The sequence below is a fragment of the Candidatus Dependentiae bacterium genome (assembly GCA_016871815.1).
GTDB lineage: Bacteria > Babelota > Babeliae > Babelales.
On the sequence record VHBT01000024.1, the window covers coordinates 1 to 14492 of the forward strand.

The 14492-nt window shown below is 37.1% G+C and carries 15 protein-coding genes; 5 read left to right on the plus strand and 10 right to left on the minus strand.

What is annotated here, in order from left to right; all coding sequences use genetic code 11:
• Nucleotides 1-1028: 1028 nt before the first annotated feature.
• Genes FJ366_03635 through FJ366_03650 form a run of 4 tightly spaced genes read right to left on the minus strand, consistent with a single transcriptional unit; the run spans nucleotide 1029 to nucleotide 3670 of the window.
• Nucleotides 1029-1421, minus strand: coding sequence for a hypothetical protein (locus tag FJ366_03635; protein ID MBM3894656.1), 393 nt, complete (start codon nucleotides 1419-1421; stop codon nucleotides 1029-1031).
• Nucleotides 1418-1972 (minus strand): type II secretion system protein, encoded by a 555-nt coding sequence (locus tag FJ366_03640; GenBank protein MBM3894657.1) that lies wholly within the window; start codon nucleotides 1970-1972, stop codon nucleotides 1418-1420. The genes FJ366_03635 and FJ366_03640 overlap by 4 nt, the downstream gene beginning before the upstream one ends.
• Nucleotides 1973-1978: 6 nt before the next feature.
• Nucleotides 1979-2422 carry a hypothetical protein gene (locus FJ366_03645; protein MBM3894658.1) on the minus strand — a complete coding sequence of 148 codons (444 nt, stop codon included), beginning with the start codon at nucleotides 2420-2422 and terminating at the stop codon, nucleotides 1979-1981.
• 24 nt (nucleotides 2423-2446) lie between these two features.
• Nucleotides 2447-3670, minus strand: a complete 1224-nt coding sequence (locus FJ366_03650) for a type II secretion system F family protein (GenBank protein MBM3894659.1) — start codon at nucleotides 3668-3670, stop codon at nucleotides 2447-2449.
• A gap of 104 nt (nucleotides 3671-3774) precedes the next feature.
• Between FJ366_03650 and FJ366_03655 the strand changes: the two genes are divergently transcribed.
• Together FJ366_03655 and FJ366_03660 are read left to right on the plus strand one after the other, a co-directional pair.
• Nucleotides 3775-5103: a hypothetical protein gene (locus FJ366_03655; protein ID MBM3894660.1), complete on the plus strand. Its 1329-nt coding sequence runs from the start codon at nucleotides 3775-3777 to the stop codon at nucleotides 5101-5103.
• On the plus strand, nucleotides 5100-5393 hold the full coding sequence (locus tag FJ366_03660; GenBank protein ID MBM3894661.1) for a DUF167 domain-containing protein: 294 nt from the start codon (nucleotides 5100-5102) through the stop codon (nucleotides 5391-5393). Before FJ366_03655 ends, FJ366_03660 begins: the two co-directional genes overlap by 4 nt.
• A gap of 185 nt (nucleotides 5394-5578) precedes the next feature.
• On the opposite strand, the gene FJ366_03665 is transcribed toward FJ366_03660, so the two are convergent.
• Genes FJ366_03665 through FJ366_03685 form a run of 5 tightly spaced genes read right to left on the minus strand, consistent with a single transcriptional unit; the run spans nucleotide 5579 to nucleotide 8794 of the window.
• Nucleotides 5579-7093 carry a F0F1 ATP synthase subunit alpha gene (locus FJ366_03665; protein ID MBM3894662.1) on the minus strand — a complete coding sequence of 505 codons (1515 nt, stop codon included), beginning with the start codon at nucleotides 7091-7093 and terminating at the stop codon, nucleotides 5579-5581.
• On the minus strand, nucleotides 7093-7647 hold the full coding sequence (locus FJ366_03670) for a F0F1 ATP synthase subunit delta (protein ID MBM3894663.1): 555 nt from the start codon (nucleotides 7645-7647) through the stop codon (nucleotides 7093-7095). Before FJ366_03670 ends, FJ366_03665 begins: the two co-directional genes overlap by 1 nt.
• Nucleotides 7644-8153 carry a hypothetical protein gene (locus FJ366_03675; GenBank protein MBM3894664.1) on the minus strand — a complete coding sequence of 170 codons (510 nt, stop codon included), beginning with the start codon at nucleotides 8151-8153 and terminating at the stop codon, nucleotides 7644-7646. The genes FJ366_03670 and FJ366_03675 overlap by 4 nt, the downstream gene beginning before the upstream one ends.
• On the minus strand, nucleotides 8150-8521 hold the full coding sequence (locus FJ366_03680; protein MBM3894665.1) for an ATP synthase F0 subunit B: 372 nt from the start codon (nucleotides 8519-8521) through the stop codon (nucleotides 8150-8152). Before FJ366_03680 ends, FJ366_03675 begins: the two co-directional genes overlap by 4 nt.
• Before the next feature lie 15 nt (nucleotides 8522-8536).
• The gene (locus FJ366_03685; protein ID MBM3894666.1) at nucleotides 8537-8794 is read right to left on the minus strand and encodes an ATP synthase F0 subunit C; all 258 of its coding nucleotides are present in this window, start codon (nucleotides 8792-8794) and stop codon (nucleotides 8537-8539) included.
• A gap of 198 nt (nucleotides 8795-8992) precedes the next feature.
• Here FJ366_03685 and FJ366_03690 point away from each other — a divergent pair, with 198 nt between their 5' ends.
• The 3 genes from FJ366_03690 to FJ366_03700 are packed head-to-tail and all read left to right on the plus strand — an operon-like array spanning nucleotide 8993 to nucleotide 13449.
• Nucleotides 8993-10492, plus strand: coding sequence for a hypothetical protein (locus tag FJ366_03690; protein MBM3894667.1), 1500 nt, complete (start codon nucleotides 8993-8995; stop codon nucleotides 10490-10492).
• Between the two features lie 42 nt (nucleotides 10493-10534).
• Nucleotides 10535-11239 (plus strand): hypothetical protein, encoded by a 705-nt coding sequence (locus tag FJ366_03695; GenBank protein MBM3894668.1) that lies wholly within the window; start codon nucleotides 10535-10537, stop codon nucleotides 11237-11239.
• A 17-nt stretch (nucleotides 11240-11256) separates the two neighbouring features.
• Nucleotides 11257-13449, plus strand: coding sequence for an ATP-dependent RecD-like DNA helicase (locus FJ366_03700; protein ID MBM3894669.1), 2193 nt, complete (start codon nucleotides 11257-11259; stop codon nucleotides 13447-13449).
• Between the two features lie 15 nt (nucleotides 13450-13464).
• Here the strand turns inward: FJ366_03700 and FJ366_03705 are convergent, their stop codons facing one another.
• Nucleotides 13465-14064, minus strand: a complete 600-nt coding sequence (locus FJ366_03705) for a hypothetical protein (GenBank protein MBM3894670.1) — start codon at nucleotides 14062-14064, stop codon at nucleotides 13465-13467.
• Between the last annotated feature and the right edge of the window lie 428 nt (nucleotides 14065-14492).

The window sequence follows — 14492 nt, forward strand, 5'->3', positions numbered from 1 at the left end:
AGAACCTCCAGAACCTCCAGAACCTCCAGAACCTCCAGAACCTCCAGAACCTCCAGAACCTCCAGAACCTCCAGAATTATTAGAATTATTAGAATTATTTGTTAAGCCCTTTTTATCGTCAGTTTGTTTTTCAGTTGATTCCGATTTTTTATTTTGAGCTTTGTGAGCTGGTAGGCACGAGCTCCAGGAGAGGCATGGGATAATAAGTTGTTTATCAATAGTTTTTGCGTACGCTTCGTCCCAAAATCGTAAAAGTATGGTGATAAAAGTCGGTGTTTTTTGTTTATAAGAATCATCAAGTTTTTTGTTTGGCCATTCAAAAGATTCTTGTATTTCTATTTCTGAAGCATCTTTTTCTTCTTTGGAATCTGTTTTTTCGGATGTTTGTTTTGATGGTGCAAATGTAGAAAATTGTACGATACAATCAGCGATATTTTCACCAATAAGTATCCATTCGGTATTTGTTTCAAGCTCAGATGTTTTTGTTGAAGAATCTTTTTTGAGGTCAACATCGTCTAGGTTAGCCGTTTCTTTTCGATAGAGTTTGAATGAGCGAACACCGTCAAAAGGTTTTTTGAGCGGTTGTTTTATGAGTTTATAAGAAAATCTTATCAGGGCAGGTTTGTGGTCATCTGGCGATTTTAGGCTGAAGGTGGTAATACCATTAATTGTTTTAAAATTGAGATACTCTTTTTTATTAATTTTAGTTGTCCACTCTTCGCTGGCTTCTGCGATAAGCGCAAGTGGGGGTTCTGATTTTTTTGATTTTTTTTCATCGGGTGCGGCGTCGTTTGATTCTTTGGAGTCTTTTTTTTCGCGGATGATTGTCTGAAGAGATGAAAAATCTTTGAATAATAGATTTGTTGTTTGAGTAATTCTTAAAAAAGAATCGTTAAGATGATTAATTTGTTTGAGCGACCCTAAGGTGTTTGTAGTGATGCCAGTGATGCCCAAAATAAGAAAAGAACTTATGCCAAGAGCTATGAGTGCATCGAGTAAAAGAGAGCCTGGGTTGCGATCAAATATCATCAAAAGCCCTCTTTTTTTGAATATGCAACAATTCCAACTATTTTTTGTTCAGGAGCTTGCTGCTTATTTGGCTGATATACAATGCTGAGCAACTTAGCTTGTTGAGCAAACTCTTTTAGGCTTGATTTTGGATTAATTTCATAGGGAATTGTATACATTTCGTGAGCATGTTTAGCAAATAATAGGTTTGGACTATTTTTTGCGTTGGGAGTTATGAGTCGCAAGAATAACATGTTTTTTAACTCTTGAAGAATTTCATATTCATTGTGAGTTGTTTTTATAAGATCAATTTTTTCATATACCAGTTTGACGGTAAAGAGTGATGCAAATCCTACAAGCATCATACAAATCATTATTTCAAGCATCATGAATCCCGGACTTTTGCTGTTCATGAGCGACTCTTTTTTGGAGGGTTAATAATGATATGGTGCAGGGAAAACTTTTTTTGAAATGCTTCGCTTTTGAGTGTTGCGCTTTTTTGTGCTTCCGTTGACTGGAGCTGAATGAGAAGGGGAGAGATCAGTCCATCGTGGGGAACAAAACAATATGCGTGCCCTTTATTTTTTGTTAGCTGTTCTTCGTGTCCAGCGTAGACAGCGATTATCTTCCACGAAGAAGGAATATTGTATTGAGAGGTTTGTCCAATTGTAGAGATAGCAACTGTTTTTTTCTCGCGAGGATTTTCTGGGTTTGGAATGTTTTTTTCTAAAATAATTTTCTGAGGGGTTTCTCTGCAGTACAAATGAAGTTTTACGATCGATCCGCTCATGAGTGCTTCTTGGCGAGCAGAAAGAAGTAAGCCATTTACGGCGTGCTGTATATCAAATAGATCTTGAGTGGTTTTATCGCGCATTAAAAAGCCGACAGTACCACTCAAGATAAATCCAATAATTGTAAGAACAATGATTGCTTCTAAGATGCCAAAACCGTTTTGTTTGTTCATTTTTGTTTAGTCACCGACGCGTAGCTCATTGCTTCGGTCGACAGATTCGTCTCCACCTTCTGAGTACAATTCAAACTTTTTGTATACGTTTTTGAACTTGCGCGGAGGAGCGGAGTAGTGGAATTCTTGCTTGAATGCATCAAGTGGAATTTCTTTTTCGCCTGGGAGGTACGATCCTCTCCAGTCGTTTGCAGCGGGACCTTTTGGTCGAACAAGCAATGCTCTCAGTCCACCTTCTTCGGCTGTTGGTGCGTGACCAATGTCTCCTGCATACATGGAAATTGCACCATGAATTTTCGACATGATTAATTTGGTTTTATCGTCATTTAAGCGATCCATGTATTTTAAAATACGGGGAGTTGTAAATGCGATGATGAACAAGATAATTGCAAGAACAATAACTTGTTCCATCAGAGATACGCCAGGTTTGCGAGAGTAGAGCCATTTCATGTGAGTTTCCTTTCTGTTTTTGTGTTAGGTCTTTATTAGATCGCCGATACTGAGTGCTGGCAAGATGACTGCTAAAATCATCCAGAGCACAATTGCTCCAAGCAGCCCCATCATAGCGGGATCAATAAGTTTGATTATAGAGTCTGTCATATTGTTAAATTCTTTTTCGTAGTCATTACCTACGGTGATTAACATTTTAGCAAGATCACCTGATTCTTCGCCTGTTTGTATCATGTAAATTGCTATTGGGGGAAAGATATTTGTTTCAGCAAGATATTTAGCTATTTTTCCTTCTTTTATGATATTTTCGCGTGCGGTTTGCAAGGTTTGTACAAGGACTTGATTTTCTATGATATTGCAAACAATCGAAAGGCTTTCTGGTAATCCTGCGTTGCTATCAAGCAATGTTCCAAGGGTGCGGGAAAATTGTGTAACGGCTTTTGTGCGACTGAATTTTGAAATGACAGGAATTTTAAGAAGAATGGAATCCAATTGATAGCTTCCTGTTTTAGTGTTTTTCCACCATAAAAATAAAACAATTATGATTGTTATCGCTATTGCACCAATCTGCCAGTGATTATTAAAAAGGTCAGAAAGTGTGATTAATAATTGAGTAGGACCAGGGAGTTCTCCACCTAGTTGAGTAAACATTTGAGCGAATTGAGGAACAATATATTTAAGGGCACCAATAACAATTAAAAAGGTTAAAAAAAGCATGAATGCTGGATAGGCAAAAGCGCCGGAGATTTTCTCTGAAGATTCAATTTCTCGAGCGAGGTATGTTGTGAGCTTTTCCATGACTGGTTCTAGGTTGCCGCTGATTTCGCCAGCTCGTATGAGCTGAATGTAAAAAGTTTCAAAAGTTTTGGGATACTTTTCGAGTGCGTTTGCAAACGAAGATCCTTCGCGTAGATCGTCTTTAATTTTGATAAGAATTCTATTGAAGGAGCTTGAAAATTGTTCAATCAATAGTTCGATCGATTTTAAAAGAGGAAGTTTTGCGTTCAGTAACACAGAGAGCTGTCGTGAAAATAAAAAAACTTCATGTTTTGAAGGATTGGAGGTAGTTATTTTTTGCCATAAAGATTCAGATTCTTGCTGTGTTGCAGCTTCGCATGATGCAACAAGAAGTCCCTGGGATTTTAAAATGTCTTTAAGATGCTGTTTTGAATTAGCATCCAGGGTGGCTGAAATTTTTTTGCCACTTTTATCAAGAGCTATGTATCGATATAATGGCATAAAGCCCATCTCTTTAAAGGGGTGTTTGCTTGCAAAATTTATTGTTCACATGTTAACAAATTGTTATATGGTAACAGCGACAGTTTTTGCTACTGTATCAAAAGGATGCTTTGATGAAAATAAAAAATAAGATCGTTTCAAAGATTATTTTTGGAATGATTGTGTGTTATGTGGCGAATACTGATGCTTCTAAAGAAATTATTGTAACAATTCCGCCTGCGGCTATTCGAATGCCAGAGGGCATTATAACTCCTTCAAGCGATGTTCTTGCTCGGTCAAATTATGCCGATGAGTTTACGGCTCTTGATGCAGACAACTCTGCGGTGTTTCATGTTGCCGCACAGCAAGAAAATGCTGCTGTTCTAGAGAAAGAGGGTCTTGTTGTTCATGACTCTGAGCAAAGCGATGAAGGGCAAAAAACAGATATTATTTCGCCTTCTGTGGTTGTTCATGAAGTGCCACCGATTCCTGCTGAAATTATAGAAAATCACCCTGTGCCGCCCACAGGAGAGTTGGAACAAGGGGGGATTCAAGAGTCGTTGTGGATTGTAAATCCTGAGCATCGGGTTTATTTTTCGCTTGAATCAAAAGAAGCTAAAGAGTTGTTAGAGTTTGTCAGTCAATCGTGTGATGATGCGAATGCGACTGTTCGTATGTCATTGAATGGTAGGGATGTTCTAACTTTTATTGCTATTGCAAAACGGTATGCGTTTGATGCTGTTGTTGTCGATGTTGGCTTGCGACGATTTTTTAACAAGTTCAAAACCTGTTTATTGATTGATGATGCGGTAATTCATCAAATACTTCCTGAGTTGGTTAACTTATTGGAACCATATCTTGATTATGAAAAAAATATTTCGATGGCAATTTCTGCCGTTCAGCGAGATGTTGAAGAGTTGATGTGTGAGTGTTTCTTGAAATACACACATATGCTTTCGACTCGGCCAAATGATTTTATTACTAAAATTTCTCGAAATATCGCACGAACTGCTTATATGTCGTTAGAAAGTGATGAAATTCCTCATACTCGTTCTCGTCATGACAGAGAGCGACTTCGCTTCTTGTCGATCCAGTTTTTAAATTTGCTTTTTGATCGTGTCGTGTGGCCACCGTATGCATTTGAATCTATTTGGCCATCTTTTGTGCGCATGGGGTCTTATGTGTGTGACTTTGCGCAAAAGAATGTGATTATTCATATGGATGACTTTAAAGATATCTTTTCAACCCTTGTCCAACGATTTATTTTCTACATAAATCTGCATGTAAATGTCTTGCCAAGTGGTTTTTTTAGATTAATTCAGAGTGATTTGGGGGCGGGTACGATTTTCTTTCTTGAGTACCCAGAGCATGCGGATTTAAAAAAACATTTTGAATATGAGATTAACGCAGCATATTTGCGCGCGCTTGCACATGAAAAAATGATTTCTGTTGAGGTTGAATAACTATCTTGATTCTATTTATTAAAGTTTCTCCAGGAGCAAAAAAAGAACGTTTTTCCTTGTCCGAAGATGGTACCCTAAAATGTTATGTTACGGCACCCCCGGTTGATGGAAAAGCAAATGCTGCTGTTATAAGCGCCCTGTGTGGGGCGTTAAAGCTTTCTCGGGCGGAAGTTTGTTTGGTTTCTGGACATACTTCTCGCCTGAAAAAAATAGAAATTCATTCATCTTTAACCAAAGCGCAGATCTTAGCTCAGCTAGGACTTGGTGATACTCAAAATAGTTTGTTTTAAAAACTCATTTGAATTCTTTTATTTAAGTTCCGGTTCATCTTGACACTGGTTTTTTTGGTTGATACTCTTCCAGTGCCATTTGCAGCTTGATTGATTCAAACAAATAACAAAGCCCTAAATGAACAATACGAGAGTGTTGTTCGCCCCCCCCAACCCTCCAACTGTTTCAGTTGGGGGGTTCTTTACTAGTCGTTGTTGCTGTGTCTAAAAACAGTGCAAAAATCATCGGCGATCGTTTTTAGTTTGCTGAGTGTTTGGTCAGAAAGCACGTGAGTACTTGCAATTTGAGTGTATAACTCGTTGTACATTTCTTTGATAAATGATGAAAACTTTTGAGTAACATCATGAATGTCTTCAAGTTTAAATTTATCTAGATACCCGTAATTGAGTAAAAACAGGAGGATTGTCTGATTCGCAAAAGAATATAAATCGTAACGATTTTGCTTGATGAGTTCAACTGCTCGTTGTCCTCGATCGAGTTTTTGTTTGCTTTCTTTATCTAGTTCTGATCCAAATTGTAAAAACGCTTGCAGGTCTTCGTATTGAGCGAGTTCTAGGCGGAGTTGTCCGGCGAGTTTTTTTGTTGCAGGATATTGAGCTGCGCCTCCAACACGTGAAACAGAAAGGCCAATATTGATTGCAGGTCTGACTCCTTGATTAAACAAATTGCTATCCAAAAGAATTTGTCCATCGGTGATTGAAATTAAATTTGTTGGGATATATGCAGCGATATCATCGCCTTGAAGTTGGGCTACAGGAAGAGCGGTTAACGATCCTCCACCAAGAGCGTCAGAAAGCTGCGCAGCTCTTTCGAGTAAGCGAGAGTGAATATAAAAAATATCACCAGGATATGCTTCTCGGCCGGGAGGTCTTCGGAGAAGAAGAGAGAGTTCTCGATATGCAACGGCATGATTACTTAAATCGTCATAAATAATCAAAACATCTCGGCCTTGATCCATAAAGTATTCGCCAATTGCACATGCAGTATATGGTGAAATAAATTGATGTAATGCTGAATCATGAGCATCTGCTGTTACAACAATCGAGTATTCCATTGCATTATTTTGTTCTAAAAGATTTATTATTCGAGCGGTATCGGCTTGCTTGTGGCCAATAGAGACATAAATGCACACAACGTTTTTATCGTGTTGATTTAAAATAATATCCAAAACGATCGATGTTTTTCCCGTGCTTCTATTTCCAACAAGAAGTTCTCGTTGGCCTCTTCCGATAGGAATGAGCGCATCAATTGCGATAATTCCTGTTTCAAAAGGTCTATTGATGGGCTTTCTTTGAATAATTCCTGGTGCTTCTCGCTCGATTGGGCGAGTCGTATCTGTTTGAATTGGCCCAAGTCCATCTATCGCAAGACCGCGCGCATTTACAACGCGTCCAATTATTTTTTCTCCAACAGGAATGTGTAATGTTTTTTCGGTTCGAAATGCTTTTGTGTGCTCGGAGACAGAATTTGTTTTATCAAGAAGAACGACTGAAACAAAGTGTTCATCAAGATCGAGAGCGATTCCTTGATCTCCCGTTTCAAAGCGAATGATTTCGCCGTACAGTGCTCCGTTTAATCCATAAACGCTTGCGATGTTATCTCCAACTCGAACAACTGTTCCAATTTCTTCGAGTTTTGTTTGTTCTTCATTTGCAAAAGCTTCTTCAAGTAGCTGAATAATGTCGATTTCTTTGTTCATCAGGTTCCTTCGGTTTCGCGTATGGATCTTGAGAGTCCATCAAGGACTTTCTTTATAGAATAATCGTATAATTTTGTTCGGGAATAAATTTTGAGTCCACAAATTAATTCTGAATTTATCACTAAGGAGGGAATGAGTTTGGCGTTAAATTTTGATTCAAAATATTTTTTGAGTGAGTTAAAAGACTCAATACTCACATTGTGGGAAAGTTCTACTTTGCATGGAATTTCGTTTAAACGTTCGTGTTCAACAGCTATTAATTCAACAAGAAGAGCGGGGAGAATGTTTATTTTATGAGTAAGAATCAGTTGTTTAATAAGTTTTTTTTCTGCCGCAAGCAGATTGAATTTTGAGGCGAAAAAATTTTCCAAAAGATTGGTGCAATTTTCTCTGCAGGGATATGTGCAAATGAGGCCGATTAAACCAGGATTTTTTCTAAAAAAGCTAGAGAGCTTTTCGTATTCATCAATTGGTGCTGTGCCAGGAACAGGGTAGGCGATTTTAAGAAATGTTGTTGCGTATTTTCGAGCTTGGGCAAATAAAAAAAAGTTCATATTTCATCAACCTTTTTTGTAATTTTTAAAATAATCGAATCAAGGGGTAAAGATTGATTGGCGGTATAAAAAAGAGTTAATTTTTCTTGTGCAGCACAGAGGATTTTTGTTGCTTGTAGGGTGTTTTTTTTATTTTGAATAATTAAGGTAACTTTTTTTTGTTGAAGTTCGCTGAACTTTTTGCTTTTTTCTGTGCTAATCGATGAAATTAATTCATGGTTTTGTAAGTTTCTTTTTTGCCATTCAGTTATTTTTTCTTGAATTGTTTGAAGCTGTTCTATTTTTTCTTGATAAAAAATCTTTTTAGAAGCAATTTCATCTTGTGCTGAGCTGATGTCTTTTTTTAAGAGGTTTTCATTTACAAGAGCAGTGTTTTTTTCTGTTTCAAAATAGAGTATTCCGCTTTCATTCCACCATTGAATTAATAATTTTAGTGCAAAAAAAAGAACAAGGAGTTTTGTTCCTACGTCGTTAAAAGAATTGAGAAACTCAAAAACGTTATTCATAGGCTAAATTTCTTTTGAATTAACAGGGATATTTCGGTTGCATCAGCTGTGATTTTTTGTTCATTAAGGGAAAGAGAGTCTGTGTAAGAAACTTCCATTTCAAGACACTTTCTAATATTTCGGTTTTTGTGAATTTTGATAAAGCTTGATTGAACATTTTCGATGATTGTTAATTTTTGCTCTTGAAATGTTTTTTCGTTGGCAATAAGAGTGTTTTCTAATAAGTTTTTTTGTTCAACCATTTCTGCGGTTGCTTTATTTTCACCTAAAACGATAACCAGGAGTGGTTTCCAAAAAAAATGTTTTAGAAACCACATGGTTATTGTGATATTAAAAAGTTGAACAAAAAACGTAATGTTTACTTGCATGATTGCGGTGTGCGATTACGCTTTAATAATAAGGATAAGAGCTGTTAAAAAAATGAAAACGAGAGATGTTTCAAGAAACAACATCGCCTGGAACATTGTTGATCGAATAGGACTTGCGTGTTCAGGTTTTTTGCCAAGACTTTCGCAAGCCTTTCCGGCAATAAACCCTTGACCAAGGGACGGCCCGATTCCTCCGATGCCCATACAAAAACCAGCAGCAAGATACGCAGCGGCTTTAACAAGATATACATTTTCTGGGTTTACAATATCCATCGCAAAACCTACGGTTTTATAATTAAATAATTGATCCAAGTGTAAGATCCTTGGTCTGTAAATGTCAATTTAGATTACGCAAGATATTTATTCTGTTTGATAAATTTGATAAAAACGACTAACAAGTTAAACTTGGCTGCATAAATTACAAAATTAAAATTCATTGGTTGTAATCGTATCATTGGGAAAATTAATAGTATGAATATTGCGGCTCTCAAAAGCCTTAAAAATCTTTTTTTAGTAAGTGTTTTTTTATCATCGGCTGTATGTCTTGGTTCGGCAGATGAAGTTGAAATTCCACTAGATGAGTCGCCTGGAAATTTTTATAGACTTTTTGATGCAGAAAAACTTCCGATTCGCTCGATGACCTTCGATTCTGGCGATGGTCCGGGTTCTTTGTGGGTTTCCACAACACCTCTGCGCGAGCGATCCATTTTACAGACGGCAAGCTTGGGGGATTCTTTTGTTGATCAATCAATGTTCAGCGCAAAAATTATGGCCGATCGCGTCTATGATAGGGCATTTGTTTTTAAAGATTTTTTAACGATTAAGCCTATTATTAGTATTGCTAAGGAGCTGAGTCTTGCACAAGTTAAAGTTATTTTTGAAAACACAGCTCTAATTGACTTGTTAGAAACAATTTCTTTTTCAACAGAGCGAGCATCTGTTTTTTTTGAATTAAAGAAAAAGTATAAAAAGTTTTCGTTAATTGCCCAGATGCCTATTCTTATTCAAGCGTCTCATTTGTGGATGCCTTTAGATCGTCAAGAGAAAATTTCGTCATTAGCCGATTCTGGAATTTCTGGACCTAATCAAGAAATTTCTGAGGATACTCAGCCGCTTTCTCCTGCGGCGATGGCTGATTTGAAAAAACAAATTTCCGAAATTAGTGTAACGGGTGGGCTTGGTGATTTGCGTCTTTCGGGGCATTATTCATATAAATTGAACAATAAGCCGTGCAAAGTACTTCTTGGCCTTAGTGCTCTTATTCCTACGCAAAGTTTATTTCAAGAGAAGTCTCAACTTAAAAGATCTGCAGATGATGATGGTAACGGTCTGGGATGGCTTGAGTTTATGGACCCGGCTGCTCTCAAGGGGCTTGCTGAGAAATTAATTCGTACTTTGCTCGTTCTTGGCGGTACGCATAAAGTCGGCCAGGGAGCTGGAAGTGTTGGGCTTATGGGAGGATTTCAGATTATTCCGGGCTCAAATACAAATCTTTATGGAATTGGGGAGCTGGTGTATAACTTTCCTGTGAATAATTATCGATTGATTCATAAGTATTACATTACTGATGATGGACATAAATTTTTAGCAAATCTTCCTAAGGAGTATCTTGTTCGCTCTAGTCCAGGTGAATTATTCAGGCTTTCAGCTGGAATTCGCCAAAAATGGGCAAAAAAGTTTACTTTTGAGCTAGCAACAGACCTTTTTTTGCAAAAAAGCGAGAGAATTGAACATGTTTTTACAGATTCTGAAAATGAGAGTAAGTTATTTATATTGAATGATGGGTCTTCGACGGTAAGTTCTGCTACAATGGGTGGAGCACGTCAGGCGATGATTGCCCTTAAGGTTGATAAACAAATTAATCTTAAGAGTGCATCGGGAGCTCTTTCGTTCGATTTTCGTAAAACTGTTTTTTCAACAGGAATTGGTGGGCAGTGGAGTGTTTCGGTTGGATTATCTTCGATATTCTAGCGGATCAGCTTGCTTTGCTCTTTTTACAAAGGGAGAAAAAACATGAGTTTTTCTTTTTTAAAAAAATTATTTAATGCATCGTATTTGTTGTGTTTTGTTTTTAGTATTTCATTTAGTTTTCTTATTGGAGCTGATGGCTCCACCTCTTTAAAGCCGCCGCTTGTTTTTGATAGTCGGGATAAGTATATGATTGGCAGGTTGGGTGGTTTTTTAGCAAAAGATGAAAAAACAGTAAGTGCAATTGCTTCTTATTATAAGCAGCTTCATAAGTTGTCTGTAAAAATTGATACTATTAAAACAACTCGGGGCTATGTGCCTTCAGAATCAAATAGTGTGGCTGTAGACCCATTAGATGAAGCGGCTCATTGTGATCGAGTTATGACTAAGTTTCAAAATAAAGTGCCAAAAGATCTTCTGCTTAAATTGCATGGCGGTTTAAAATTTATACCTGGTGCAAAAAATATTTTACTTAAAGTTGTTGATCATGAGGTTGATGGTCATCGGCCTTGTAACTCAAAATTAAGAGAATTCTTTGAACATCCAATAGATAAAATTGAGTTATGGTTTAAGTCTTTTAAAAAGTTGGATGAAGTTGCATTTTTCTTTAAAGAGCTAAAAGCCTTGTTTGTAGGTTTGAAACGTCACGTTCCTGGTGGAAAAGAGTTGTTCGCTGAATTGCATCATGTTGATCCTGTGGATGCGGTAAATCACCAGCCAGAAGAACGCATTCCTGACGTTGAAAAATAAAAATTATTTTATCATAGATGAACATGCTAGTTAAACTTGCAGGGCGAGTAGAGAAAGTCATTTTTAGATCTGCGAGTGGATTTAGCGTTGTTTCGCTTTCCGTTTCTTCTCGTGAAGCCGTAACGATTCAAGGTGTTATGCCGGACGTACTGTCCGGCGAATCTATTTCCGTACACGGTGTTTGGGAAGTTCATGCCAAATTCGGCCGTCAATTTAAGGTGGAAACCTATTCAAAAGAGCTTCCTGCAGATTCTGTTGGGATTCAAAAATATTTAAGCTCAGGACTTATTAAAGGAATTGGACCCTCTTTTGCTCAGAAGTTGGTTGATCATTTTGGCTCGCAGACATTGCAAATTATTGATACTGATCCAGATCGCCTGCGTGAGGTTGCAGGGGTTGGTGAAAAACGAGTAGATGCAATTGTTGCCGCATGGCAAGAGCAAAAAGAAGTAGCAAATGTTATGGTTTTTTTAAAGGCACGGGATGTTTCTACCGCTTTTGCTGCAAAGATTTTTAAATTATATGGAAAAAGATCAATTCAAGTTATTACCGATAACCCATACAGGCTTATGGAAGATGTCTGGGGTGTAGGGTTCAAAACAGCAGATGATTTAGCAATAAAATTGGGTTTGGAGCCGATTAGTATTTCGCGAGCAAAGGCTGGAATTTTACATGTCTTGTCAGACGCTATGGGTGAGGGAAGTACGGTTGTTCAGCATCAGCAGTTAATTGAACGAGCAATTGAATTGTTGGAGTATTCTGAGGAACAAAAAACATTACTTGAATCAGCAATTCAAGATCTTGATGTTTTGCAAAAAATCAAAAAAGTTTCAAAAAATAATGCGATTTATTTTGCACTTTCGCAGTGTTTTTTTGCAGAGCGTCGCATTGCAAATAAAATTCAGTGGTTGTTAAAAAGTAAAAGTAAAAAAAGTGACTTTGATCATGCTCAGCTCTATCAAGAGTTAAAAAACGCCGGCAGTGGTGTGGTACTTAATGAAGATCAACAAAAGGGTATTTTAGCTTGTTTTGAGAACAAGGTTTCGGTGATCACTGGTGGTCCAGGAACTGGTAAAACAACATTAGTGCGAAAATTATTAGATTTGCTTGATCGTCAAAAACTGCATTTTAAACTTGCAGCTCCAACTGGACGTGCTGCAAAACGAATGTTTGAAGGAACAGGAAGATCCACAGAGACGTTGCATCGCATGTTAGAGTTCGATCCAGCGGGAAATGGGTTTAAGCGAAACAATGACAACACCTTGGAGTTGGATTGGTTAATTGTTGATGAAGCGTCAATGATTGATGTTTTTTTATTAAGTTCGATTGTTGATGCTTTGCCGTCACACGCGCACTTGGTGTTGATTGGGGACGTTGATCAGTTACCGTCGGTTGGCCCTGGCAGTGTTTTGAAAGATTTAATTTCTTCGGCGGTTGTTAATGTTAGTCAGCTCAAAGAAATTTTTAGACAAGCCCAAGACAGTATGATTGTTGTGAATGCGCACAAAATTAATCATGGCATTTATCCTTCTGCTCGAGGAGAAAAGCATGATTTTTTTGTTCTTAATCGCAAAGAGCCTGCCGAATGTATCGATTCTATAAAATCGATATTCAAAACAACGCTGCCTAAAATTGGTGTTGACGCAAAAGATGCGATTGTGCTTACGCCGATGAATCGCGGTACGATCGGAACAGCGCGCATCAATGAAGAACTTCAAATGCTCTTGAATTCCGACAGTTCATTACCAAGCATTATGCGCTTTGGGACTGTTTTTAGAAAAAATGATCGTGTGATGCAAATAAAAAACAACTACACCAAATTTATCTTCAACGGTGATATTGGTTCGATTGACTCAATTGATCTTGAAAATCAGCGAGTAACCGTTTTGTATGGTGAAAAGTTGATTGAGTATGAATTTCATGAACTCAATGAATTGGTGTTGGCATATGCTATTTCAATTCATAAGAGCCAAGGTTCTGAATTCAAGGCGGTTGTTATTCCTCTCATGATGCAGCATTTTGTTATGTTGCAACGAAATTTAGTTTATACCGCAGTTACCAGAGCAAAACAGTTGTGTATTATTGTTGGTGATCCGCGATCGCTTGCGATGGCTGTTTCTAACAACAAAGAGCAGACTCGTGAAACATTGCTTAAAGATTTTTTAACCTCCGATCAAGTTCATGTTTCATCGGGGCCTTTAATTATTTAAAATGCGTATTAATTTTTAATCATGATATGAGTTGTAAACACAAACTTTGAGCAACCAATAAAACATTTCAACATCAAATTCTTCAAGAGGTGTTTTACCCTCATAGATCGAGATTATTTTTTCAAAAGCAGGCTTAAAATCAATTTGCTGCATAACATTTCCATCAGATGAATCTTCATCCAAATAAAACATTTTGTTGTATGGAATAAACCATCCAGAGGTTTTGGTAAGCTTGAATTCTTTATTTTTCGGCCAACTTAAGATTTTCATTAATCTTCTCAGTAAACGTTGGATTATTTTTTTTGTGAAGATAAATTCATCAGCAAAATTACCGGGTCCTTCGATCTGGTTTTTTCCAATCTCTAAAAAAATAACACCAAAATGACTTATTGATTTTTCTGTCCAACAGTATGGATCGGTTAGCATTTGTTTCATCGTTGAAACATCATCAAACAAAGACCCTGCCATTGATTCTTTATTATATTTATCATCACAAATCGACATGCAAGCAATAACCCGATAATAATCATGGCTAAACGAAAATTCTTGATCAGCGGGCATCTGATTTAATATGTGAGAGCAAAAAAAATGTATTAATTTAGTATTTATAATCATTATAAAATTCCTCGACTTATCAATAATTCTTTACATGCTCTAACACTATTTGTGTGTTCTCTAATTTGGTCTTTAAGGCTTTTTATTCGTACGTTTATATTAAATTCTCTTTCAAATTTATCTTTTGAGTTCTTAAGAAGGCCTTTATTATCCATAGAATCTGGATTTTTTCGATATCCCCAAAGTTTTTTAATATGTTCACAAACAAGTCTTTTAAAAGATCGAAACGATCTTTTTAGCTGGTTGTCAGTTTTATCAGCCTCTTTTTCTTTTTGTTTATTGATTGCGTTTTCATCTTCTTTTGTTCTTGTTTTTTCATACTCTTCTTGAGCGCGTCTATTTACCGCCTCCTCATCATCTGGATCTCCATATTCTTCAGTATCTTCTTCGGATTTCTTTTTTTCTTGTTCTTTTTTTTTTTTTTTTTC